Consider the following 22,411-nt stretch of genomic DNA (forward strand, 5'->3'; position numbering starts at 1 on the left):
TTCGTGTTCGGACCAAGACGTTCGGATTGCGATCATCGGGGCACAACCGGACGAAACGCCGGGTAATTGGTCTAGACTTTTTCGCCATGCGCGGTACCACCGTTCCGCCCGGGACGCCCTGCCCGCCGACGAGGCCGGGCGAACTGCCGATGCACCGGCTGGAAGTGCCGGCCCCGCACTCACCCCCGATCGCCGTCGGCACGTTCGACGCGCTCGGGCCGCTGTCACGCGCGGAGTTCCCGCACCGGCACACCTTCCACGAGCTCGTCCACGTCACCGGCGGCACCGGCGCGCACGTCGTCGAGCTGGCGCGCTGGCCGTTGCGGCCGCCGCACCTCGGCGTCATCGCGCCGGGCCAGGTACACCAGTGGGCCGACGTCCGCGGCCTCGACGGGCACGTCGTCGTGTTCACCGACGACTTCCTCCTCGACTACCCCGCCGACCGCGAGCTGCTGCGGCGGCTGAGCGCGCGGCCGTGGCTGGAACTGGACGCCCGCGCGAACGCCGGTGTCACGCGGCTGATCGCCGATCTGGAAGACGAATACCGGCGCGGTGGCGATGACTCCGAGTCGGTGCTGCGCGCGCTGCTGCACGTCCTCGTCGTGCGCGCGGGACGCCTGCCGGGGACGCCGGAAGCGCCGCCCGCGCCCGCCGGCGCGGTGGCCGCGGAGTTCGCCCGGCTCTCCGCCCGCACCGAACTCGGGCTCTGGTCGGTGACCGCGCACGCCGAACGCATCGGCGTCACCCCCGGTCACCTCACCGAAGCGGTGAAGGCGGCGACCGGCCGCACCGCCGCGCAGCTGCTGCGCGAGGCCAGGACCCGGGAGGCGCAGCGGTTCCTGCTCCGGACGGACCTCACCGTGCGGCAGGTGGCGAGCCGCGTCGGGTTCGCCGATCCGGCCTACTTCTGCCGGTTCTTCCGCCGGGAGACCGGGCTCAGCCCCGGCGATTTCCGGCGCGCCGGGGAGATTCACCACGACTGACCGGTCCAGTCCATCGTCGCCCGGGGAGTGCGCTGCCTACGTTCGAGGGGATCCCCGACGCCCCCACGAGGAGCAAGGCATGGACGAAGAGAACAAGCTCAGCCGCAAGACGGTGCTCAAGGCCGCGCTCGCGGCGGGTGTCGCCGCGCCGGTCGCGCTGATCGGCGGCCCCGCGCTCGCCCGCACCACCGTCGCCGGCGGCACCGTCCCGGCGCTGACCCCGGAGTGCCACGACGGCGACGAGCCGACGATCGAGCAGACCGAAGGCCCGTACTTCAAGCCGAATTCGCCCGAGCGGACCAACCTCGTCACGCCCGGTACCCAGGGCACCCGGCTCACCGTGACCGGGTACGTCTTCGGCCTCGCGTGCCAGCCGGTGAACCGCGCTCTGCTGGACTTCTGGCAGGCGGACGTCAACGGCGCCTACGACAACACCGGCTACACCTTCCGCGGCCACCAGTACACCGACGCACAGGGCGCGTTCACGCTGTCCACGATCGTGCCCGGCCTCTACCCGGGCCGGACGCGGCACATCCACGTCAAGGTGCAGGCCCCCGGCCGGCCGATCCTGACCACGCAGCTCTACTTCCCCAACGAGCCGCGCAACAACACCGACACGATCTTCGACGCGCGGCTGCTGATGACCGTGCGCGACAACGGTTCCGCGAAGGAGGCGGCGTTCGACTTCGTGCTCAACGTGCCGCAGACCGGCACCCCGACGCCGACGACGGGCGTGCCGACTTCCACGCCACCCGGGGGCACTTCCTGGGCGGTGGGCACCAGTTTCGCGGCGGGTGCCCGGGTCACCTACGGCGGTCAGGGGTACGTGTGCCTGCAGGGGCACACCGCCCAGCCGGGCTGGGAACCCCCGAACGTCCCGGCCCTGTGGCAGGCCGGGTGACCTCCCGCCCGAGGTGTTCCTGAGGAGGGAGGCGGGTCCCGGTCCGCACGCCGGGGCCCGCCGACCCCCCAGAATCCGCCGTTAGGGGTCGACGCGGGACGGCGCGCCTGCCAGATTGGCGGGCATGAGCATTTCCATCGAAGCCGCGGAGTGGATCCGGCGCTTCCACCCGGCGCCGGCCGCGCCGGCGCGGCTGGTGTGCTTCCCGCACGCCGGGGGATCGGCGAGCTACTTCCACCCCGTGTCGGCCGCGCTGGCGCCGTCGGTGGAGGTGCTGGCCGTGCAGTACCCCGGCCGCCAGGACCGGTACGCCGAAGCGCCGGTGGACGACCTGTTCGTGCTCGCCGACCGGCTGGTCGACGTGCTGGCCGCGGAGCTCACCGGGCCGGTCGCGTTCTTCGGCCACAGCATGGGCGCCAGCCTGGCGTTCGAGGTCGCACGGCGGCTCGAGGAGCGTGGCACGCGGCTGCTCGCCCTGTTCGTTTCCGGGCGGCGCGCGCCTTCGGCGTTCCGCGACGAGCGGGTCCACGAGAAGGACGACGACGCGCTGCTGGCCGAGGTCAAGCGGCTCAGCGGCACCGATTCGCGGGTGCTGGAGGACGACGAGATCCTCCGCATGGTGCTGCCCGCGCTGCGCAGCGACTACAAGGCCGCCGAGCTCTACCGCTACCGTCCCGGCCCGGACGTCAGTGCCCCGGTGGTCGCCCTGATCGGCGACCAGGACCCGAAGGTCACCGAGGCCGAGGCGCGGCAGTGGGCGGAGCGCACGTCCGGCGGGTTCGAGCTGCACAGCTACCCGGGCGGGCACTTCTACCTCAACGACCACGCCCCGGCGGTCATCCGGCTGATCGGCGAACGGCTCGCCCGCTGAGCGAGCCGTTCGCGTCCGGAGTTCAGCAGTAGAGGTTCGCGCCGGGGTCGACGCCGAGGACCGAAGCGATCTGGCGGTACTTCGAGACCCGGCTCTCGACCTGGGCGGGGTTGCCGCCGTTGCACTCGATCGAGCCGTTGATGCTGCGGATGGTCTCGCCGAAGCCGCGGCTGTTGACCATCGCGTTGTGCGGGGTCATCGTGCCGGGGCCGGTCTGGGTGTTCCAGTACCAGAGGCCGGTCTTCCAGGCCACGGCCGAGTTCTGCTCGACCTGCCAGGGATTGCCGAGCAGGTCGATGCCGAGCGCGTCACCCGCGGCTTTGTAGTTGAAGTTCCAGCTGAGCTGGATGGGGCCGCGGCCGTAGTAGGCGGCCTGGCCGGCCGGGCAGCCGTAGGACTGGCTCCAGTCGCAGTAGTGCGGGTAGTTGGCCGTGTTCTGTTCGACGATGTAGACGAGGCCGCCGGTTTCGTGGTTGACGTTCGCGAGGAACGCCGCCGCTTCCTGCTTCTTCACGGTGTCGCTGCCCGTGTTCGCGAAGCCGGGGTACGCCGAGAGGGCCGCGGTCAGGCCGCTGTAGCTGTAGAAGCTGTTGCGGCCGGGGAAGATCTGGTTGAACTGCGCCTCGCTGACGACGAACGAGCCGGGGTTGCCCGGATCCGTGCCGCCGCCGCAGTTGTACGGCTCCCAGTACCAGGTGCTGATGATGGGGTCGTAGCCCGGGTTGGCGTTCTTGGCGCGGTAGTAGCCGCCGTTGGTGTACTTGACGATCGCACCGACGTCGTACCACTGGCCGGCGACCCAGTTCGGGTAGCTGCACGTGGTGCCGCCCCCGCCGTCGCAGCTGTAGGGCTCCCAGTACCAGGTGCTGATGATCGGGTCGTAGCCCGGGTTGGCGTTCTTGGCGCGGTAGTAGCCGCCGTTGGTGTACTTGACGACCGCGCCCACGTCGTACCACTGGCCCGCGACCCAGTTGGGCGCGCTGCAGGCGGCGGCCGCGGCCTGCGGGGCCTGACCGGTGGCGGCGGGCACGCCGAGCACGAGCCCGGCTACGGCGGCGAACGCTGACAGGACCGCGACAAGACGTCTTCTCAAGACTGGCTCACTCCTTCGGCCACGACAGAGTCCGGGCGCGGGGGCGCCCGGTGTCGGAGGGGGTGTGCTCATCCGGCCGGAACGAGGGTGACACCGGTCACTAGAGCAGATTGGTCTAGTCCAGTCAAGAAACCCGGCAATCGGGGCAAGGGGTCTGCGCGAACGTCCGCTCCGGCCCGGCTCCGTACGCGGTCTCGGAGCCGGTTCTTCACCGCGGGATCACGTGCTTCGCGGGGGAGTGGCCGGGCCCGGGCCCGGCCGTCCCCTCGTCACCGCGCCTGCGGGATCCGCACCTGTGCGGCCGGCGCGAACTGCAGGATGCGCTGCAGCCGCGCGCGGCCCAGCCGGTGGAGCATCTCCCCGAGCTCCTCCGGCGCGATGCTCCCTTCGAGGTCGACCCGCGTCACCTTGACGACGCGGTCGATCTCCGAGGCGGGGAGCCGCCCCGCGAACTCCCCGGCCAGCCACACCCCGACCTCGTCCACGACGTCGTCCGCCCGGTGGCTCCGTACGGTCATCGCTCTCCTCGTTTCGGATCGCCCTGCTTACCCAGGTCGAAGCCGGAAAATCCCGGTCCGACGCAGGTCGGACGACGCAGCCGGGGAGCCATGACGCGGAATCGGTGAAGTTCCGCGCACAAACGCTTTCCGTGTCGTGACCGGTCGGTACCGTGACCGGCTTTGTCACTCACACGGCTCGGTTGCCTACGCCCGTTGTCCGCCGATCGGGTGGAAAACGGGGGAACCTCGCCGATGGCGCGTCCCGGCCAGGACCCTGGAGACGTCCGGTAGTGCGGGTGTTCCTTCGCGGGGACGCGGAAACGGAGACGCGATCCATGGGCCGGTACGACCGGACCGACCTCGGGGCCTACAGCCTGGGGTTGCTCGAGACCGCCGAGGCGGCGCGCGTGGAGCGGCACCTGGCGGCGTGCCAGGACTGCCGCCAGGAGGTTCGCGAGTTCGAGGCCGTCCGCGGCATGCTCGACCACCTGGTCCAAGTCGAGTCCACTTAGGACTATTCCCGGAATTGTCGGTGCCCGCCGGTAGCGTCCGCGCCGTGACCGATGACGAGTTCCTGAACCCCACCCGGGCCACGTACGCGATCGTGGCCGAGAGCTACGACCGGTTCGTGCCCCCGCTCGCCGAAGACGTCCAAGACCGCGCGCTGTTCACCGCCTTCGCCGACCTGGTGCGCGACGGCCCGGTCGCCGACCTCGGCTGCGGTACCGGGCGCGTGACGGCGTTCCTGGCCGAAGCGGGCCTGGACGTCACCGGTGTCGACCTGTCGCCCGAGATGCTCGCCGTCGCCCGCCGCGAGCGCCCCGGCCTGCGGTTTTCCGAGGGTTCCCTGCTCGCGCTCGACCTGCCGGACGGCGGTCTCGCCGGTGCGGTGGCGTGGTACTCGATCATCCACACGCCGCCGTCGAGGTTGCCGGCGGTGTGCGCCGAGCTGTTCCGGGTGCTGCGCCCGGGCGGCTACCTGCAGCTGGGGTTCCACGTCGGCGACAAGCGGCACCACCGCAGCGACGGCTACGGCCACGACGGGTTCTCGCTCGACATCTACTGGCTGCCGGTGGAGCGGGTCTGCAGGCTGGTGACCGATGCCGGGTTCGAAGTCATGACGCAGGTGCTGCGCGATCCGGCGGCGCGGGTGCCGCAGGGGAGGGTGCTGGCGCGGAAACCGGAGTGAACTTCAGCGGGACGCGGCGGCCTTGATCGTCCGCAGCACGGGCGCGGTTTCCAGCGTCCGGATCGCCTCGAGCGCGCCCAGCCGGCGGGTCAGGTAGCGGTGCAACGCGGCCGCGTCCGGGCAGAGGGCCAGCGCCACCAGGTTGGCCGGCCCGGTGGTGGCGGCGACGAGCGCGAGTTCTTCGTGCGTCGCGAGCGTCTTCGCGACGTCGTCGAGGTGCGCCGGCGCGACGGCCATCCAGAGCAGCGCCTGCGTCGTCGCGCCCAGCAGCGCCGGGTCGATCTCGAGGTCGAAGAACACCGTGCCGCCGGCTTGGAGGTCCGCCAGCCGGCGTGCGACGGTCGCCGCCGACCAGCCGGTCGCCACGGCCAGCTCGGCGAGGCTCGCGCGGCCGTCCCGCTGCAGCGCGGCCAGCAAGGCGGCGTCTTCGCCGGTCAGCGGCTTGCCTTCGCCCGATGACGGCGGCGTCAACGCCGAAACCTGCGCCGCGTCGAGCGAGTTCGCCCGGCCGAGCCACGCGGTCGGGCCGCCGAAGTAGCGGTGCAGCAGCTGGTGCGCCGACACCGCGGTGACGCTCGCCGTGCGCGGGATGTCCCGCAGCAGCAGCGAATGGTCGCTCGCGGCGGGCGTCTGGACGTTGACGCAGATCTCGGTGCCGCCGGACATGAGCTTGATCCACGCGGTGTCCGCGCGGCGCGCGAGCGCGCGGGCGAGATCTTGCGCGGCGTGCGGTGTCGCGGTCAGCCGGACCATCCACTCGGCCTGCCCGGCGCGTTGCGGGTCCGGTAACCCGACAACGCGAAGGGACGCTTCGGCGCGAAGCCGCCGGTAGCGCCGCGCCACGGTCTGCGTCGAGACGCCGAGGACGTCACCGATCTTCGTGAACGGCGCCCGTCCGTCGACGTGCAGCGCATGGATCAGCGCGCGGTCGATGGCGTCAAGGATGGCCATATCTAACATTTTAGAGGTCCGTCTGGAAGAAATCTGCAATTTCACGGCCGTGAGTGGAAGCAGGGTTGCCGGAGCGGTCAAGGTGGCGGCCGACGAAAGGGTTTACCTCGTGCCGATCACCTCATACCGCCTCCGCTGGGCCGCACTCGCCGTCCTGCTCACCGCCGAGGCGATGAACCTCCTCGACGCCACGATCGTTCAGGTCGCTGGCCCGGCGATCCCGGGCCTGGCGGCCGCGATCCCGTGGTTCAGCGCGGCGTACACGCTCCCGTTCGCGGCTTTCCTGATCACCGGCGGTCGCCTGGGCGACGTCCTCGGGCGCGCCAAGGTGTTCAAGATCGGCATGGCGGGCTTCGTACTCGCTTCGCTGGCGTGCGCGGCCGCCCCGGACGCGGGCGTCCTCATCGGCGCGAGGGCCGCCCAGGGCGCAGCGGCGGCACTGGTCATCCCGCAGACGATCGGCCTGATCCGAGCCCTGTTCGACGGCGCCGAACTCGCGAAGGCCCTGGGCACGGTAGGCCCGGTGATGGGTTTGTCGGCGGTCACCGGGCCGTTGCTGGGCGGGCTGCTCACGCAGGCGGTGTCTTGGCGAGCGGCGTTCCTGGTGAACGTCCCACTCGGCCTCGCGGTGCTCTTCGCCGCGCGGCTGCTGCGCGAAGACCATGTTGCCGCGCGGTTGGGGGGTGACCCGGCCGGTGCTGCGCTTGCCGGTGCAGGGCCGCGCGAGGACCGGGCCACCACGCGGCCGCACCTGGACCCGGCTGGCACTGCGCTCCTCGCTGGTGCGGGGCCGCGCGAGGACCCGGCTGCCGCTCGGCCGCGGGTCGACTCGATCGGCTCCGCCGATGCGGGGCCGCGCGAAGACCAATCCTCCACTCGGCCGCGGATCGACCCGATCGGCACCGTGCTCGTCGCCGCCGGCGCGGGGCTCCTCGTGTACCCGCTGCTCGACCCCGCCGGCCCGGACTGGCGCTTGCTCGCGGCCGGCGTCGCGCTACTCGTGGCGTTCGGATTCCACCAGCGCCGATCGGCCGCACCCCTGGTCGAGCCGAGCCTGTTCACCCACCGCGGCTTCCCGGCGGCGCTCGCCGGATCGCTGCTGTTCTTCGCGGCGATGACCGGGCTGATGCAGGTGGTACCGATGCAGCTCCAGCTCGGCCTGGGCGCCGACGTCCGCACCGCGGGCCTGACCCTGCTGCCGCTCTCGGCCGGGCTCGCGGTCTCGTCGTGGTTCGCCGGCACGCGGCTGGTGCCGAGGTTCGGCGCGCGCGTGATGTTCGGCGGGCTCGCGTTGTTGCTGCTCGGAATCCTCGCCGCGATCGCGGTCTACGCCTCGGTGCCGGGCTACCCGTGGCCGCTGCCGATCGCGCTGGCGCTGTGCGGGCTCGGGATGGGCACGTTCACGGTGCCGTTCTTCACCGCGGCACTGGCCCGCGTCCGGCCGCACGAGACGGGCTCGGCGGCCGGACTGCTCAACGCCGTCCAGCAGCTGGGTGGCACCCTCGGCGTCGCCCTTCTCGGCGGGCTCTACCTGGGCAGCGGCACGGCGACGGCACCGCTCGGCTTGGGGGCCGGGCTGGTCGTCGCCGCGGCCGCCGCGGTGGTTCCCCTCAGTAGTCGTCGCGGCCGGTGAACTGCTGCTCCAGCAGCTCGGCCGCGCCGGCGACCAGCTCGAGCGGGTCGATGAACTCGTTGATGTCGAGGTTGATCAGCGGGAGCGAGTGGCGCAGCACGAGGTGGTCGCCCATCACGGCGATCCCGCCCACCACGATCGCCTCGCCGACCTCGGTCAGCACGGCGAGGAGGTCGACCTCGTCGTGGCGCGCGAACGGCGTCGCGATCTGCACCCAGTCCTCGCGCTGGTCGAGGATCTCGCGAGCGATCACGACGATCTGCGCGCGCTGTTCGGTGTCGGGCTCGTCGCCGAAGATCAGGCGGATGCGGATCTCGTCGGGCTCGTCGCGCACCACCCGGTACGACTCCCTGATGTAAGCGACCAGATCGCCCCACTGCGCCACGCTGTTCTCCGTTCTCGTGCCTGTGTGCGCGCTCAGCGTAGCGATCAGGGCGCGCCGATCCGGTCCAGATCGGCGAGAACATCGCCGGGCAGTTCGAGTTCGGCGGCGGCGAGGTTCTCCCGCAGGTGCTCCGGCGACGAGGTCCCGGGAATGAGCAGCATCGACGGCGACCGCTGCAGCAGCCAGGCCAGCGCAACCTGCATCGGCGTGGCCCCGACCCGCGCGGCGCAGTCGTCGAGCAGCCCGGACTGCAGCGGGCTGAACCCGCCGAGCGGGAAGTACGGCACGAAGGCGGTCCCCTCGGCGGCGCACTTGTCGACGAGCGGATCGTTTTCGCGGTGCGCGAGGTTGTACTGGTTCTGCACGCAGACGACGGGCGCGATGGCCTTGGCCTCGTCGAGCTGCTCGGCGGTGACGTGACTGACGCCGAGCTGCCGGATGAGCCCCTGTTCCCGCAGTTCCGCGAGCACCCCGAACGGTTCGGCGAGCGACATCGCCACGGGGTAGTCCCCGGCGGCGTTGCTCAGCCGGAGGTTGACGACGTCGAGCGCGTCGACCCCGAGGTTCCGCAGGTTGTCGTGCACGGCCTGGGTGAGCTCTTCGGGCGACAGCGCGGCGGGCCAGGCTTTGTCTTCGCTCCGCCGCGCGCCCACTTTCGTGACGATGCAGAGGTTTTCGGGGTAGGGGTGGAGCGCTTCCTTGATGAGCGCGTTGACGGTGTGGGGACCGTAGTAGTCACTGGTGTCGAGGTGGGTGACCCCGCTGTCGACGGCTTCCCGCAGCACGGCGACGGCGGTGTCGTGATCCTTCGGCGGCCCCCAGACACCGGGGCCGGCCAGCTGCATGGCGCCGTATCCCATGCGGGTGACCGTGAATTCGCCGCCGAGGGGGTAGGTGCCGCCCAGGTTCGCCATGCCACTCCTTGCTTCGGGTGCTGTTGTGAGGAGTGTAGGCGGGGTGCCGACGCGACCGGTTTTGTCGGTGGTCGACGGTAGGATGGAATTGGGGGCTGCTTACGTCGATTTCCGTTGTGGGGCAAGGGAAATCGATGGGTTGGTTTCACCCGATTCAGCGATGATCTTTCGCACGCTTGTTCGGTAGCGTTGGTGGTGTGGCCGGGAGAGCGGGCCTGCGAAAGGAGATCACTGTGGAGATTTGAGACTTGGCCGTCGAGACGCCTTGCTGTGCCTGTGTCGCGATTCCTGCGTTGGCTGCCGTTGCTTCCCGATGACTGCGGCGCGGGACCGGTGTCGGCGGGTCGGCTCACGGGCGGGGCGGCCTTGGCTGGTTTGTGTTGCTGCGACCGGACTCCGCGCGCCGGTCCGATCACGGCGACAGGCCTGGACGATCCGGAACGTGTGGGCTGCCCGCTGCCCGCTGCCCGCTGCCCGCCGGTCGCCCGTCGCCCGTCGGCCGCCCGCCGCCGGTTGCCCGGCCGCCGGCCGCCAGGTCGCCTGGCCACTCCGTCATCCAGTCTCGCGCCTTGGGCCTCGGGACGTCCGGCCACCGGGGCCACCCGGCTACCCGGCCGGATGTCCGGCAGCGGCGCCCGCGCGACAGGTCGATCATCGTGCGGGCGTGCGGGCGTGCGGGCCTGCGGCAGTCCGGGTGCGATCAGCCGCTACCCCAACTGATCGCGCCGGCGAGTCAACGCGGCGGTCTCCGCGGTGTTGCCCGCCAAATCGATGGCCTCGTCATAAGCCGCCCGCGCCTCCTCACTACGACCCAACCGACGCAACAACTCAGCCCGAGTGGCATGGAAAGGGTGATAACCGACCAACCGAGACTCGAGACGGCCCACAGCCGCCAGCGCCACCTCAGGACCGTCGAGCTCAGCGACCGCAACGGCGCGGTTGAGCGCGACCACCGGCGACGGATCAAGACGAACGAGCTGATCGTAGAGAGCGAGGACCTGTGACCAATCGGTATCGCGCATATCCCGGGCGGAGGTGTGCACGGCATTGATCGCGGCAAGAATCTGATACCGCCCCGGAGCAACCCCGCTGGCAAGGCGTTCGCGCACCAGCTGATGGCCCTCGGCGATGAGGTCCGCGTCCCAGGCCCCGCGGTCCTGCTCGTCGAGCGCGACAAGCTCGCCGCTCGCTGAAAGGCGGGCCGAGCGGCGGGCTTCGGTGAGGAGCATCAACGCCAGCAGTCCGGCTACTTCACCGTCGGCGGGAAGGAGAGTACGGATCAGGCGGGTGAGGCGGATCGCCTCGGTCGTCAGGTCTTGGCGCACGGGGTCGGTGTCCGGTCCCGTCGCCAGGTAGCCCTCGTTGAAGACCAAAAACAGAACAGCCAGCACGCCGGAAACACGAGAAGGGAGGTCCTCCGCGGACGGCACACGATACGGAATGCGAGCGGCCTTGATCTTGGCCTTCGCGCGGGTGATCCGTTGCCCCATGGTGGTCTCGGCGACCAGGAAGGCGCGGGCGATCTCGGGCACCGTCAGGCCGCCGACCATGCGCAGGGTCAGCGCCAGGCGGGCTTCGGTCGCCAGGGCCGGGTGGCAGCAGGTGAAGATCAGGCGTAGCCGGTCGTCGTCGATGGCGCCGACGGGGGTGGGTGGGTCGTCGTCGTACACCAGCTGGGCCTCCTTCTGCTTGTCGTCGCGTTTGCTCTCGCGCCGGATCCGGTCGATGGCCTTGCGGTTGGCGGTGGTGGTCAGCCAGGCGCCGGGGTTGGGCGGCACGCCGTCGGACGGCCAGCGCTCGACGGCGGTCGCGAACGCCTCGGCCGCGGCCTCTTCGGCGATGTCGAGGTCGCCGAAGCGTCTGGTCAGCGTGGCCACCACCCGTGCCCACTCCTCGTGGTGGGCCCGGGTGATCGCTTCCTCGGCGTCGCTCACAGGAACGGCCGGACCTCGATCTTGCGGTCGCAGACCTTCGACGCTTCGGTGGCGAGCTTGAGCGCGACGTCCAGATCGGGGGCCTCCCACACCCAGACGCCGGCGAGGTACTCCTTCGACTCCACGAAGGGGCCGTCGGTGACCACCGCCTGCTCGCCGCGGTTGTCAACGACCGTGGCGGCGTCGGTGGCCGCGAGGCCGCCCGCGAACACCCAGTAACCCTCGGCGATCAGCCGTTCGTTGAACGCGCTGATGGCGGGCTGCCGGTCCGTGCTGCCGGGGTTGTCCTTGTCGTCGATCACGGAAACGAGGTACTGCATCGGAAGCTCCTGTCTGTGGTGGTGGGGGACTTCACGCCGCGGGCGCGTACTGCGGGCGCCCGGCCGGCCGGAACACCTGGGTCGTCACGCCCTTCGTGTCGACGCGTGACTCGACCAGGTCGAGCGCGAGATCGGGGCCGGCGGCCGGGAACAGCCGCGTGCCCTGGCCGAGCACGACCGGGACCACCATCAGGACCAGCTCGTCGACCAGGTCGTTCGCCAGCAGCCACCGGACCAGGGTGCCACTGCCGTGCACCTGCAGCTCGCCGCCGGGCTTGGCCTTCAGCTCGGCGATGGCTGCCGCGAGGTCGGCGGGCAGGACGGTGGTGCCCGGCCACGCCGCGTCGGCGAGCGTGGTCGAGGCGACGTACTTGGGCGCCTCCTGCAAGGCCACGCCGATCGGGTGCGCGCGCATCTGGTCCACCGAGCCCCAGGACCCGAAGAACAGGTCGTAGGTGCGCCGGCCGAACAGGAACGCGTCCGCGCGCTGGTAGGTCCGCGTGATGAACGCGCGGGTCTCGTCGTCGCCGCGGCCCAGGGCCCAGCCGCCGCGATCGAAGCCGTTGCGGCGGTCCTCGTCGGACGCGCCGCCGTTGCCCTGCACGACTCCGTCGACGGTCAGCTGGGTCACGGTCGTCAGCTTCATGATCGGGGCTCCTCCGCTCCGGCGCCACCCCTCGCGGGCGGCCTCACCCCTGCTACGAACACGACCGCGCCGATCCGACAGCGCCGCCGGAACTTTTTTCGAGGGCGCTCGCGGTCAGCCGCAGAGGCCCTTGCCGCGCAGCACGCGCGTCACCGACTCCTGCACCCGCGACGGCGGCAGCTCGCCGGACTGCACCGCCTTCACCAGCCGGTCCAGCACCTCGTCCACGCGCCCGCCGGACGACCACAACGCCTGGTCCGCGCCGGCCTGCAAGGCCTTCAGCACCGCGTCCGGCAGGGAATACTGCGCCGTGATCGCCTTCATCGCCCCGAGGTCGTCCGTGACGACCGGCCCGGTGAAGCCGAACTCGCCGCGCAGCAGCTGGTACGCCGGGGGTGACAGGGACGCCGGGACCCCGGCGGTCAGATCGGGCACGTCCAGGTGGCCGACCATCACCGCGACCGGGCCGTAGTCGGCGAGGTCGCGGTAGGGGACCAGGTCGACCGACCTCAGCTGGGCGAGCGGGGGCGTCACGACCGTGCCCTTGTGGGAGTCGCCCGAGCCGTGGCCGTGGCCGGGGAAGTGCTTCAGCACCGGCTGGATGCCCGCCTCGCGGAGGCCCTCCGCGTAGGCCTTCGCGTACGTCTTCACGCGCGCCGGGTCCGGGCTGAAGGACCGGTCGCCGATCACGTCGTCGTCCGGGGCGTCCGTGACGTCGGTGTCCGGGGCGAAGTCGACCGTCACGCCGCGGGCGCGCAGCTGGCGGCCGCGCTCGGCGGCCAGGGCGCGGACCTGCTCCGGGGACTTCGTCGCGGCCATCGTGCGGGCCGACGGGATGTCGCCGTCGAGGTCGTCGATGCGCTGGACGCGGCCGCCCTCCTCGTCGACCGAAACCGCCACCGGCACCTTGGCCACCGCCTGGACCGCGGCCAGGGCGCGGTCTTTCAACAACGCTGTTGCGTTACCGCCGATGAAGATCCCGCCGACCTGGTGGTCGCGCACCAGGGAGACCGTTGCGGCCGGGTTGTCGCCGGTGACCCCGACGACGACCAGCTGCGCGACCTGGCCACGGACGCCGAGGGAGCCGGCCAGTGAAGCGCAGTCGCCGGGGCGAGCCAGCCGAGACGTCGGGGCGGGCGCCGCGGGCGGGACAGCCGCGCTGAAGGATGAAGGAGGAGGCGGCGGGGTGGAATCCAGGGGCAACGCCAAACCGGACACCGTCCGCGGCTGCAGGCCCACGACCAGCAGACACCCGGCCACGATGGAGAACGCCACCCCGAGGGCGGCAAGACGTCGGCGGTTCATCGGTCCCTTCACTCGTCTGCGTGCCCCACGACCGTAGTCGACTTCACGGCGTGAAGAACGGCTCCACCGCGGTTAGAGAATTCGTGAAGGCGCCCCCAGCAGAGTGAGGCTGTCGGAAAATGGCTGAGGAGGGCTTGATGGATCAGGTGCGAGTGGCCGCGTGGGCGTCGGACCCGATCGCCCTGACCGGGCTGATCAACCACCTGAAGTCGCGCCCGGAGCTGCTGGTCGTGCCACGGGCCCGCCGGGCCGAGGCGTCGGTGCTGGTGTTCGCCGTCGGGCAGGTCGACCGGGAGGTCGTCGCCGCGCTGCGGGCCGCGGCCGCCGAGTCGCCGGCCGCCATCGTGCTGGTCGCCGGGCACGTGGACCCGGCGCACCTGAGCGTGCTGGCCGATTGCCACGTCTCCGCCGTGCTGCCGCGGACCGCGCTCGACCGGCTCACCGAGAGCGTGCTCGCCGCCGCGCGGGGGCGCACGACGTCGCTGCGCGAGCAGGTCGAGGCGCTGGCGCAGGAGGGCAGCGGTGCGGCGCTGACGCCGCGCGAGGTGGATGTGCTTCGCTTGATGGCCGAAGGCTGGGACACTGCCGAAATCGCGGGCAAGCTCTGCTACTCGGAGCGGACCGTGAAGAACGTCATCTACGCCATGACCAACCGGCTCAACCTGCGCAACCGGCCGCACGCGGTCGCGTACGCCGTACGGGCCGGGGTGATCTGAGGGAGCCCGTGCCCACGACCGTTCGCCGGACCGCCGCCGCGGTCGCCGCGCTGACCCTGCTCGCCGCCTGCAGTCCCGCCGACTCGGGTGACCGGACGAAGCTCACGATCGCGACCTTCGGCGAGTTCGGTTACGCGCCCCTGATCGCGGAGTACGAGAAGCTGCACCCGGACATCACGGTGCAGAACCGCGTCACCGACTTCGACACCCACCACAAGGGCCTCGCGACGCAGCTCGCCACCGGACGCGGTGCCGCCGACGTCGTCGCGATCGAGGAGCAGTACATCCCGCAGTACCGGCGGGCGAAGGACAAGTTCGCCGACCTCGCGTCCTTCGGGGCCCGCGACCTGCAACAGCAGTGGGCGCCGTGGAAGTGGGCGCAGGGCACCGACGGCGACTTCGTGCTCGGGCTCGGCACCGACATGGGCAGCCTCGCCCTCTGCTACCGGCGCGACCTCTTCCAGGCCGCGGGCCTGCCGACCGACCGCGAAGAGGTCGCGAAGCTGATCCCCGACTGGCCCGCCTACGCCGCCGCGGCCGACCGGTTCACGCAGAAGACGCCCGGCGTGAAGTTCGCGGACTCGGCAGGCACCGTCTACACGGCGATGCTCAACCAGTCGCCGGAGAACTACTTCTCGCAGCGGGACGACTCGTTCATCGCCGACACCAACCCCAGCGTGCGCGCCGCTTTCGAGCTCTCCGGCGGTATCGCCGCGAAGGGGCAGACGGCCGCGGCGACCACGTTCACGCAGGCGTGGAACGTCGCCATCAAGCAGGGTTCGTTCGCCACCGTCGCCTGCCCCGCGTGGATGCTCAGCCAGATCAAGGAAGCCGGCGGGGACACCAACAAGGGCAAGTGGGACGTCACGACCGTGCCCGGCAAGAGCGGCAACCAGGGCGGCTCGTTCCTGACCGTGCCGAAGCAGGGCACGCACCAGAAGGAGGCCTACGAGCTCGCCCGCTGGCTGACCGCGCCGGAGCAGCAGAAGAAGCTCTTCCTCACCGACGGCATCCTGCCCAGCGAGCCGTCCGTCTACCAAGACCCCCAGGTCATCGCGCACACCGATCCGTACTTCGGGGACGCGCCGACCGGGCGGATCTTCGCGGCGTCGGCCGACCAGCTCCGGCCGAACTACCGGGGCCTGCACGACGCCGACGTCCGGCCGGAGTTCGGCCGCGCGCTCGGGCGGATCGAGGACAAGACCCAGACCGTCGACCAGGCCTGGGCGCAAGCCGTCCAGCAAGCCCGAGCCCTGCTGAAATAGTGCGCCACCGGCTCGCCCGCTTCGACCGCAAAGTCACGCCGCTGCTGCTCGTCGCGCCGTTCTTCGGGCTGTTCGCGGTCTTCGGCGTGTACCCGCTGCTCTACACCGCGTGGGTTTCGCTGCACGACTGGAACCTCCTCGAGGGCAGCCAGGGCCGGCTCGGCCTCGCCAACTACGGCGAGCTGCTCGCCGACCCGCACTTCTACAACGCGCTCGCCAACACCGTGAGCATCTTCCTACTGGCCGCCGTCCCGGAATTCCTGCTGGCGCTGGGCATCGCGGCGCTGCTCGACCGGCCGCTGCGCGCCGCGACCTGGTGGCGCACCGGGATCCTGCTGCCGAACGTCGTCTCCGTCGTCTCCATCGGTCTGGTGTTCGGGCAGCTGTTCAGCCGCGATTACGGCGTCGTCAACGCGGTGCTCGGCTGGTTCGGCGTCGCGCCGGTCAACTGGCAGGCGTCGACCTGGACGTCGCACCTCGCCGTGGCGAGCATGGTGCTCTGGCGCTGGACCGGCTACAACGCCCTGATCTACCTGGCCGCGATGCAGGCCGTCCCCGGCGACCTCTACGAAGCCGCGGAGCTCGACGGCGCCTCGCGGTGGCGGACGTTCTGGTCGATCACCGTGCCGGGCATCCGGCCCGCGATCGCGTTCACCGCCGTCGCCGGCACGGTCAGCGGTCTCCAGCTCTTCGCCGAGCCGCAGCTGTTCGACGCCGGCGGTTCCGGTGCCACCGGCGGCAACGACCGCCAGTTCCAGACGCTCGTCATGTACCTCTACGAAAAGGGCTTCACGCAGTTCAACGCCGGGTACGCGGCGGCGCTGACGTGGGTGCTGTTCGTGGTCTGCGCGCTGTTCGCGCTGGTCAACTACCGGCTGGTGCGCCGGTTCGTGGGTGCGGCGTGACCGCGCGGCGCCGTCCGGGCGGCTGGGTGTACGCGGTGCTGACCGGCGTGCTCGGCGCGTCCGTCTTCCCGCTGTACTGGTCGTTCGTCGTGGCCACGCGCGACAACGCGGCGATCGGGGAGCCGGCGCCGGTGCTGGTGCCGGGCGGGCACCTCGTCGAGAACGTGCGGCGCGTCTTCGACACCGTCGACTTCTGGCTCGCCATCGGGAACTCGCTGATCGTCGCGACCACGGTCATGGCGGCCAACGTCGTGCTGGCCAGCCTCGCCGGATTCGCCTTCGCGCGGCTGCGTTTTCCCGGCCGCAACACGCTTTTCCTGGTCGTCGTCGGCTCGGCGATGGTGCCGGCGCAGCTCGGTGTCATCCCGCTGTACCTCGTCGTCGGCGACCTCGGCTGGTACGGCCGGCTGGAAGCGGTGATCGTGCCGGCGCTGGTCAGCGCCTTCAGCGTGTTCTGGATGCGTCAGGCCTGCGAGAACGCGATCAGCGCCGACCTCGTCGACGCCGCCACCGTCGACGGCTGCTCGATCCTGCGCACCTACTGGCACGTCGCCGTGCCCGCGTTGCGCGCGCCGGCCGCGGTGCTCGCGATGCTCACCTTCATGGCCACGTGGAACGACTACTTCTGGCCACTCGTGGTACTCGACCCCAACGAAACACCGACCGTGCAGGTGGCCCTGTCGCGGCTGGCGAGCGGTTATTACACCGATTACGCGCTGATGCTCACCGGCGCGACCGTCGGCGTCGTGCCCGTCATCGCGTTGTTCCTGCTGCTGGGGCGCTACATCGTCCAGGGGATCCTGAAAGGGGCGCCAGTGTGACCGGACCCGAATTCCCGCCGGGGTTCCTGTGGGGCGCGGCGACCGCGTCGTACCAGGTGGAAGGCGGCGTCGGCGAAGGCGGCCGCGGACCGTCCATTTGGGACACCTTCGCGGCCACCGACGGCAAGGTGCTCGGCGGCGCGACCGGCGACGTCGCCTGCGACCACTACCACCGCTACCCCGAAGACGTCGGCCTGCTGGCGGACCTCGGCCTCAACGCCTACCGCTTCTCGGTCGCCTGGCCGCGGGTGCTGCCGGACGGGCGGACGAAGTCGGCGGCCGGCCTCGCCTTCTACGACCGGCTGGTCGACGAGCTGCTCAGCCGCGACGTCGTCCCGGTGCTGACGCTCTACCACTGGGACCTGCCGCAGGCGCTGGAAGACGACGGCGGCTGGCCGGAACGCGACACCGCTCAGCGGTTCGCCGACTACGCGGTGGTCGTGCACGACGCGCTCGGCGACCGCGTGAACCAGTGGACGACGGTCAACGAACCGTTCTGCGCGGCCTTCCTGGGCTACGGGAGCGGGGTGCACGCGCCCGGCGGCCAGGACTACGACACCGCGCTGGTCGCGGCGCACCACCTGCTCCTCGGGCACGGCCTGGCGACGCGCGCGCTGACCGAGCAGGCGCGGCCCGGGCACGAGTTCTCGCTGGCGCTGAACTTCGCCCCGGCGATCCCGGACGGCGACACCCCGGCCCACCGCGAGGCGGCGCGGAAGTTCGACGGCATCCACAACAGGTTCTTCCTGGACCCCGTGCTGGGCAAGGGATATCCGGCGGACGTCGTGGCGGACGTCGAGCACCACGGCGGCCGGTTCGCGGCGGCCGTGCGCGACGGCGACACCGACGTCATCGCGGCGGCGATCGACTGGCTGGGCGTGAACTACTACGCCCCCGCGCGCGTCACCCCGCTCGACGACCCGCTGGGGCCGGGCAACTGCCCGCTGCCCGGCTTGCGCGGCCTGGACGTGCTGCCCGCGCCGCCGCCGGTGACGGCGTTCGGCTGGGAGCAGGCGCCCGGTTCGCTGACCGGCCTGCTGCAGTGGATCGACGAGCGGTCCGGCGGGCTCCCGCTGGTCGTGGCCGAAAACGGCGCGTCCTTTGTGGACGAAGTGGTCGACGGCCGGGTCCACGACACCGACCGCGTCCGCTACTTCGCCGAGCACTTGGCGGCGGTGCGCGACGCGATCCGCGGCGGCGCCGACGTCCGCGGGTACTTCGCCTGGTCGCTGCTGGACAACTTCGAGTGGGCAATGGGGTACACCCAGCGCTTCGGCCTGGTGCACGTCGACTTCGACACCCAGCGGCGGACCGTCAAGGACTCCGGCCGGTTCCTCGGCCGGGTCGCGAAGGCCAACGCGCTAGGTGCGCCGCCGGACGGCGTCGGCGACGCCGGAGCGTGAGGGCGTCTCCAGTTTTCCGAGCAGCCGGGCCACGTGCGCCTGGACCGTCCGCCGCGGCAGCGACAGCTCGGCCGCGATGTCCGGGTTGGACCGGCCTTCGGCGACCAGGCCGGCGATGCGGACCTCGATCGGCGTGAGCGACTCCCAGCCGTGCCCGGGCCGGATCGGCGAGAACAGCGCGCCGCGCCGGACGCCGAGGCGGCGCAGCCGGGTTTCCGCGCGCCGCAGGTCCCAGCGCGCGGACAACGCCGTGTAGAGCTCGGCGGCCTCCTCGAACGCCGCCTGCGCCGCGTCCAGCCGGCCCGCGCGGGCCAGCAGCACGGCCGCGTCCTCCAGCGCCGTCGCCAGTTCCGGGCGGCGGCCGACCGCGCGGAAGTGCTCGGCCGTGGCCAGCACCGCGGCCGGGTCCTCCTCGATCAGCCCGCGGCACCACGACGCCGCCGCGTGCGCCCGCGCCGGCCGCCGTTCCTTCGCCGCCTCTTCTTCGCAGACGTCGAGGGCGCGGCGCGCGCGGACGCGGTCGTCCTGCTCCATCGCCAGCCGCACGAACGCCGGCAGCCACTGGTGCCGCAGCATCATCGCCGCGTACGTCGGGTTCAGGATCGGCTCGAGCACGGTCAGCGCGCGCACGCGGTCGCCGCGCTGTTCGGCCGCGAGGGCGTCGGCGACCAGCAGGAAGTCGAAGCTCTCGCGCTCGGCGCCGGTCGCCGGGGCGTACTCCTCCGCCGCGTCGAGGTGGGCGGCGGCCTGCGCCCGGTCGTCGCGGCGGCCGGCGATCAGCGCGGCGACGCCGTGCAGCAGCAGCGCGGCCGGGCCGGGCTCGCGCAGGCCGTAGAACGTGATCGCCGGGCCGTCTTCGATGACCGTGTCCAGCTCGACCAGCGCTTCGTCCCAGCGGCCTTCCCAGTACCGGTGCACCGCCGCGGACACCTGCAGCCCGACCGGCAGCGAGTGCCGCGCGGCGACTTCACCCGCCGCGCGCAGGGCGTCGCCCGCTTCGGCCAGGCGGTCGAGGTTCTGCAGCGTGAAGACGCGGTTGTCGAGCAGATCGAGGTGCAGGTCGGCCAGCTCGTGCTCGTCGCCGACGGCCTCGATCGCCGCGTCGACGTGGCCGAGCGCGCGGTCGTGCTCGCGGCGCACCGAATCGAGCAGCCACAACGTCTGCAGCGCGTGCGCGGTCACGTACCGGTCGCCGCCGGCGAGCGCCTTCGTCTCGCGCGCCGCCTTTTCCGCGGCGTCCAAATCGGACAGATCGCCGCGGCGGAAGTTGGCCAGCAGCTGCCGGTGCTTGACCCGCCAGATCTCGGGCACGGCCGGGTCGTCGACCGCGCCGGCCAGCGTGGCGACCGCGCCTTCGGTGTCGCCACGGCGGTGTCGCAGCGCCGCGGCGATGTGCCGCATCTCCTCGACGGCGTCCGGGTCGGTGGCGACCTCGATGGCCTGCTGCGCTTGGGTTTCCGGGCTGCGCTCCAGCCGGAACAGCACCTTGACCAGCGCGACGAGCAGCACCTCCCGGCGCGGTCCGGCCCCGGCGGCCAGCGCCCGTTCCAGCAGCTCGACGGCGATCAGCGGCGCCCGGTTGGACACGGCGGCGTGGTGCCCGGCGAGCCAGTCCAGCACCCATTCGTCCACTGTGGCCGGTGCGGCCACCAGCTGTTCGGCGACCCGCTTGACCGGCGCGCCGATCCCGGCGAGCGCCTCGGCCGCCTGCCGGTGCAGCGCCGCCCGCGTCGCGCCCGGCAACCGGTCGTAAAGCGCTTGGCGCAGCAGGGGATGGCGGAACGCGAGCTGCGTGCCGGTGTCGATGAGGACGTTCGCCGCGACGGCTTCTTCGAGCGGCTCCAGCAGGTCCGACGGCCGGGTACCGAGCACCGCGGCGACGTCGCCGACCGCGAACTCCATGCCCAGCAACGCGCCCCAGCGCAGCACTTCCTGCGTCCGCGCGGTGAGGAAGTCCAGCCGCCGGTCGACGGCGGCGACCAGCGAACTCGGCGCCTCGAACTCGGCCGGGTCGTCGACGTCGGCCTCGCCGCCGCTCACCTCGACCGCGCCGGCGCGCAGCAGGACGTCGACCATTTCCTTGACGTACAACGGGTTCCCGGCACCACGAGCGGCCAGCTCGCGCAGCCCCGGCCCCGGCGGCGCCCCGATCCGGTCCTCGATCAGCCGTCCGACGTCTTCGCCGGTCAGCGGCGCGAGGTCGAGCACGACGCCGTCGCGCGCCTGGACACCGCGGCGCAGCTGGGCGAGTTCCGCGCGGTCCGGTGCTGGGCGGGTCGCGGCCACCAGCAGCAGCGGCAGCTGCCGGGTCGCCGCGCAGAGCCGGTGCCAGACCAGCACGGACGCCTCGTCCGCCCACTGGAGGTCGTCGAGGACCAGCACCTGCGGTGAGTGCGCGCAGAGCTCGTCGACCAGCGCGAGCAGCCGGTCGACGGCGCCGAGCACCGGGTCGGCCGGGCCCCAGCTGCGCCGCACCGGGCCTTCGCCGGCGAGTTCCTGCGCCACCCGCGCGCGCCGCGGGTCGGCCGAATGCACGTCGATCGCCAGGCACTCCAGGATGACCTGCAGCGGGAACCGGGTGCTCAGCTCGTCCGCGGCCGCCGAAAGCCGCTGGTAGCCGGGGCCGTCCGGCAGCGAGCCGGCGAGCAGCTCGGACTTGCCGATGCCCGCCTCGCCCTCGATCCAGACGGCCCGCCCGCGGCCGGCGCGGACGTCGGCGACGAGCCCGGCGAGGGTCTTGGTTTCGGCTTCCCGGCCGAACAGCCGGTGCCCGGTGACCACGACCGGCGCCGCGGGCGCGTCGAGCCCGGGATCCTGGGCGAGGATCCGCTGGTGCAGCCGCCGCAGCGCCGGGCCGGGCTCGACGCCGAGCTCCTCGACGAGCGTGGTGCGGGCGTCGCGGTAGACGTCGAGCGCGTCGGCGTGCCGCCCGCTGCGGTAGAGGGCGAGCATGAGCGACTCGCGCAGGGACTCCCGCAGCGGGTGCTCGCCGGCCAGCACGGCCAGCTCCGGCGCGAGGTCGAGGTGCCCGCCGAGGGCCAGCACCGCCTCGGCCCGCCGTTCGAGCGTGTTCAGCCGCAGCTCGGCGAGATATTCGCGGTGCCGCTCGGCGAACCCGCCCGGCACCCCGGAAAGCGCTTCGCCCTGCCAGAGCGCGAGAGCGGCGTCGAGTTCTTCGACGGCGGCCCGCGGATCGCCGCCGTCGAGGTGGCGCTGGGCGTGCTCGCGGTGCCGTTCGAACCGGGCGGCGTCGAGGGCGTCTTCCGCGAGGAGCAGCGAATACCCGGCCGGATCCGACACCAGGACACTCGCCGCCGACCAGCGTGACCGGTCCGGTTCGAGCGCGCGGCGGAGCCCGGAGACGTAGGTGTGGACGCTGCCTTCGACGCTCGCGGGCGCGGCGTCACCCCAGACGCCGGCGATCAGCTCGGCGCGGGGGACCGGCCGCCCGGCGTTGACCGCGAGCACCGCGAAGATGGCGCGCTGACGCGCGGGGCCGAGGCCGATTTCGGCCGCCCCGCGCCAGGCCCGCAGCGGGCCGAGCACACCCACCCGCAGGCCGCTGTCCGCATCCCCTGGCATTCCACTGCCGTCCCCTCTGGGGCTCCGGCCCCAGACCCCATTCCCCCAGGGACATCTCGGTTACACCGTGACCTTACTGACGTGGCAACCCCCA

21 protein-coding genes are annotated in these 22,411 nt (G+C 72.0%); 11 read left to right on the forward strand and 10 right to left on the reverse strand.

The features are described from left to right. Positions 1 to 86: 86 nt before the first annotated feature. From H4696_RS40210 to H4696_RS40220, 3 genes are all read left to right on the forward strand, one after another. The gene (locus H4696_RS40210; protein ID WP_169735032.1) at positions 87 to 983 is read left to right on the forward strand and encodes a helix-turn-helix transcriptional regulator; all 897 of its coding nucleotides are present in this window, start codon (positions 87 to 89) and stop codon (positions 981 to 983) included. Positions 984 to 1,062: 79 nt separating this feature from the next. Continuing rightward, positions 1,063 to 1,884, forward strand: coding sequence for a dioxygenase family protein (locus H4696_RS40215; RefSeq protein ID WP_086861774.1), 822 nt, complete (start codon positions 1,063 to 1,065; stop codon positions 1,882 to 1,884). 124 nt (positions 1,885 to 2,008) lie between these two features. Further along, entirely contained in the window at positions 2,009 to 2,755 is a 747-nt protein-coding gene (locus H4696_RS40220) for a thioesterase II family protein (protein WP_086861775.1), read from the forward strand. Between the two features lie 22 nt (positions 2,756 to 2,777). Here H4696_RS40220 and H4696_RS40225 read toward each other — a convergent pair whose 3' ends face one another. Together H4696_RS40225 and H4696_RS40230 are read right to left on the reverse strand one after the other, a co-directional pair. Next, positions 2,778 to 3,794: a chitinase gene (locus H4696_RS40225; RefSeq protein WP_086861776.1), complete on the reverse strand. Its 1,017-nt coding sequence runs from the start codon at positions 3,792 to 3,794 to the stop codon at positions 2,778 to 2,780. Positions 3,795 to 4,117: 323 nt separating this feature from the next. After that, positions 4,118 to 4,366 (reverse strand): hypothetical protein, encoded by a 249-nt coding sequence (locus H4696_RS40230; RefSeq protein WP_086861777.1) that lies wholly within the window; start codon positions 4,364 to 4,366, stop codon positions 4,118 to 4,120. 317 nt (positions 4,367 to 4,683) lie between these two features. On the opposite strand from H4696_RS40230, the gene H4696_RS40235 reads away from it, so the two are divergent. Beyond that, a complete protein-coding gene (locus tag H4696_RS40235) occupies positions 4,684 to 4,860 on the forward strand; it encodes a zf-HC2 domain-containing protein (protein ID WP_086861780.1) in 177 nt (58 codons plus the stop codon). A gap of 44 nt (positions 4,861 to 4,904) precedes the next feature. Further along, complete coding sequence (locus H4696_RS40240; RefSeq protein WP_086861778.1) at positions 4,905 to 5,537, forward strand: class I SAM-dependent DNA methyltransferase; 633 nt, start codon at positions 4,905 to 4,907, stop codon at positions 5,535 to 5,537. Between the two features lie 3 nt (positions 5,538 to 5,540). Here the strand turns inward: H4696_RS40240 and H4696_RS40245 are convergent, their stop codons facing one another. After that, positions 5,541 to 6,488, reverse strand: coding sequence for an Lrp/AsnC family transcriptional regulator (locus H4696_RS40245; RefSeq protein ID WP_192782796.1), 948 nt, complete (start codon positions 6,486 to 6,488; stop codon positions 5,541 to 5,543). Positions 6,489 to 6,660: 172 nt separating this feature from the next. On the opposite strand from H4696_RS40245, the gene H4696_RS40250 reads away from it, so the two are divergent. After that, positions 6,661 to 8,121 carry an MFS transporter gene (locus H4696_RS40250; protein ID WP_086856787.1) on the forward strand — a complete coding sequence of 487 codons (1,461 nt, stop codon included), beginning with the start codon at positions 6,661 to 6,663 and terminating at the stop codon, positions 8,119 to 8,121. Here H4696_RS40250 and H4696_RS40255 read toward each other — a convergent pair. The 6 genes from H4696_RS40255 to H4696_RS40280 form a co-directional block, all read right to left on the reverse strand. Continuing rightward, on the reverse strand, positions 8,099 to 8,506 hold the full coding sequence (locus tag H4696_RS40255) for a hypothetical protein (protein ID WP_086856785.1): 408 nt from the start codon (positions 8,504 to 8,506) through the stop codon (positions 8,099 to 8,101). The genes H4696_RS40250 and H4696_RS40255 overlap by 23 nt on opposite strands. A 44-nt stretch (positions 8,507 to 8,550) precedes the next feature. After that, positions 8,551 to 9,420 carry an oxidoreductase gene (locus tag H4696_RS40260; RefSeq protein WP_086856784.1) on the reverse strand — a complete coding sequence of 290 codons (870 nt, stop codon included), beginning with the start codon at positions 9,418 to 9,420 and terminating at the stop codon, positions 8,551 to 8,553. Positions 9,421 to 10,127: 707 nt separating this feature from the next. Then, positions 10,128 to 11,354, reverse strand: coding sequence for an RNA polymerase sigma factor (locus tag H4696_RS40265; protein ID WP_086856783.1), 1,227 nt, complete (start codon positions 11,352 to 11,354; stop codon positions 10,128 to 10,130). Next, positions 11,351 to 11,674 (reverse strand): YciI family protein, encoded by a 324-nt coding sequence (locus H4696_RS40270; protein WP_086856782.1) that lies wholly within the window; start codon positions 11,672 to 11,674, stop codon positions 11,351 to 11,353. Before H4696_RS40270 ends, H4696_RS40265 begins: the two co-directional genes overlap by 4 nt. A gap of 31 nt (positions 11,675 to 11,705) precedes the next feature. Further along, positions 11,706 to 12,320 (reverse strand): dihydrofolate reductase family protein, encoded by a 615-nt coding sequence (locus tag H4696_RS40275; protein ID WP_086856781.1) that lies wholly within the window; start codon positions 12,318 to 12,320, stop codon positions 11,706 to 11,708. Positions 12,321 to 12,434: 114 nt separating this feature from the next. Beyond that, entirely contained in the window at positions 12,435 to 13,625 is a 1,191-nt protein-coding gene (locus H4696_RS40280) for a glycoside hydrolase family 3 N-terminal domain-containing protein (protein ID WP_225955942.1), read from the reverse strand. Between the two features lie 137 nt (positions 13,626 to 13,762). On the opposite strand from H4696_RS40280, the gene H4696_RS40285 reads away from it, so the two are divergent. Genes H4696_RS40285 through H4696_RS40305 form a run of 5 tightly spaced genes read left to right on the forward strand, consistent with a single transcriptional unit; the run spans position 13,763 to position 18,735 of the window. Beyond that, complete coding sequence (locus H4696_RS40285) at positions 13,763 to 14,341, forward strand: helix-turn-helix transcriptional regulator (protein WP_086856779.1); 579 nt, start codon at positions 13,763 to 13,765, stop codon at positions 14,339 to 14,341. 8 nt (positions 14,342 to 14,349) lie between these two features. Then, complete coding sequence (locus H4696_RS40290) at positions 14,350 to 15,606, forward strand: ABC transporter substrate-binding protein (RefSeq protein WP_086856778.1); 1,257 nt, start codon at positions 14,350 to 14,352, stop codon at positions 15,604 to 15,606. Further along, positions 15,606 to 16,511 (forward strand): carbohydrate ABC transporter permease, encoded by a 906-nt coding sequence (locus tag H4696_RS40295; RefSeq protein WP_086856777.1) that lies wholly within the window; start codon positions 15,606 to 15,608, stop codon positions 16,509 to 16,511. The genes H4696_RS40290 and H4696_RS40295 overlap by 1 nt, the downstream gene beginning before the upstream one ends. Then, a complete protein-coding gene (locus H4696_RS40300) occupies positions 16,508 to 17,332 on the forward strand; it encodes a carbohydrate ABC transporter permease (protein WP_086856776.1) in 825 nt (274 codons plus the stop codon). The genes H4696_RS40295 and H4696_RS40300 overlap by 4 nt, the downstream gene beginning before the upstream one ends. After that, on the forward strand, positions 17,329 to 18,735 hold the full coding sequence (locus tag H4696_RS40305; RefSeq protein ID WP_086856775.1) for a GH1 family beta-glucosidase: 1,407 nt from the start codon (positions 17,329 to 17,331) through the stop codon (positions 18,733 to 18,735). Before H4696_RS40300 ends, H4696_RS40305 begins: the two co-directional genes overlap by 4 nt. Here the strand turns inward: H4696_RS40305 and H4696_RS40310 are convergent. After that, positions 18,694 to 22,317 (reverse strand): ATP-binding protein, encoded by a 3,624-nt coding sequence (locus tag H4696_RS40310; RefSeq protein ID WP_225955943.1) that lies wholly within the window; start codon positions 22,315 to 22,317, stop codon positions 18,694 to 18,696. The two genes, H4696_RS40305 and H4696_RS40310, sit on opposite strands and share 42 nt — an antisense overlap. Between the last annotated feature and the right edge of the window lie 94 nt (positions 22,318 to 22,411).

This window comes from Amycolatopsis lexingtonensis, from assembly GCF_014873755.1.
GTDB classification, from domain to species: domain Bacteria; phylum Actinomycetota; class Actinomycetes; order Mycobacteriales; family Pseudonocardiaceae; genus Amycolatopsis; species Amycolatopsis lexingtonensis.

Coding starts and splice junctions, on each gene's coding strand:
- H4696_RS40270 (WP_086856782.1), bottom strand. CDS start 11,674: ATGCAGTACCTCGTTTCCGTGATCGACGACAAGGACAACCCCGGCAGC.
- H4696_RS40210 (WP_169735032.1), top strand. CDS start 87: ATGCGCGGTACCACCGTTCCGCCCGGGACGCCCTGCCCGCCGACGAGG.
- H4696_RS40220 (WP_086861775.1), top strand. CDS start 2,009: ATGAGCATTTCCATCGAAGCCGCGGAGTGGATCCGGCGCTTCCACCCG.
- H4696_RS40310 (WP_225955943.1), bottom strand. CDS start 22,317: ATGCCAGGGGATGCGGACAGCGGCCTGCGGGTGGGTGTGCTCGGCCCG.
- H4696_RS40250 (WP_086856787.1), top strand. CDS start 6,661: ATGAACCTCCTCGACGCCACGATCGTTCAGGTCGCTGGCCCGGCGATC.
- H4696_RS40285 (WP_086856779.1), top strand. CDS start 13,763: ATGGATCAGGTGCGAGTGGCCGCGTGGGCGTCGGACCCGATCGCCCTG.
- H4696_RS40280 (WP_225955942.1), bottom strand. CDS start 13,625: ATGAACCGCCGACGTCTTGCCGCCCTCGGGGTGGCGTTCTCCATCGTG.
- H4696_RS40235 (WP_086861780.1), top strand. CDS start 4,684: ATGGGCCGGTACGACCGGACCGACCTCGGGGCCTACAGCCTGGGGTTG.
- H4696_RS40215 (WP_086861774.1), top strand. CDS start 1,063: ATGGACGAAGAGAACAAGCTCAGCCGCAAGACGGTGCTCAAGGCCGCG.
- H4696_RS40275 (WP_086856781.1), bottom strand. CDS start 12,320: ATGAAGCTGACGACCGTGACCCAGCTGACCGTCGACGGAGTCGTGCAG.
- H4696_RS40245 (WP_192782796.1), bottom strand. CDS start 6,488: ATGGCCATCCTTGACGCCATCGACCGCGCGCTGATCCATGCGCTGCAC.
- H4696_RS40230 (WP_086861777.1), bottom strand. CDS start 4,366: ATGACCGTACGGAGCCACCGGGCGGACGACGTCGTGGACGAGGTCGGG.
- H4696_RS40260 (WP_086856784.1), bottom strand. CDS start 9,420: ATGGCGAACCTGGGCGGCACCTACCCCCTCGGCGGCGAATTCACGGTC.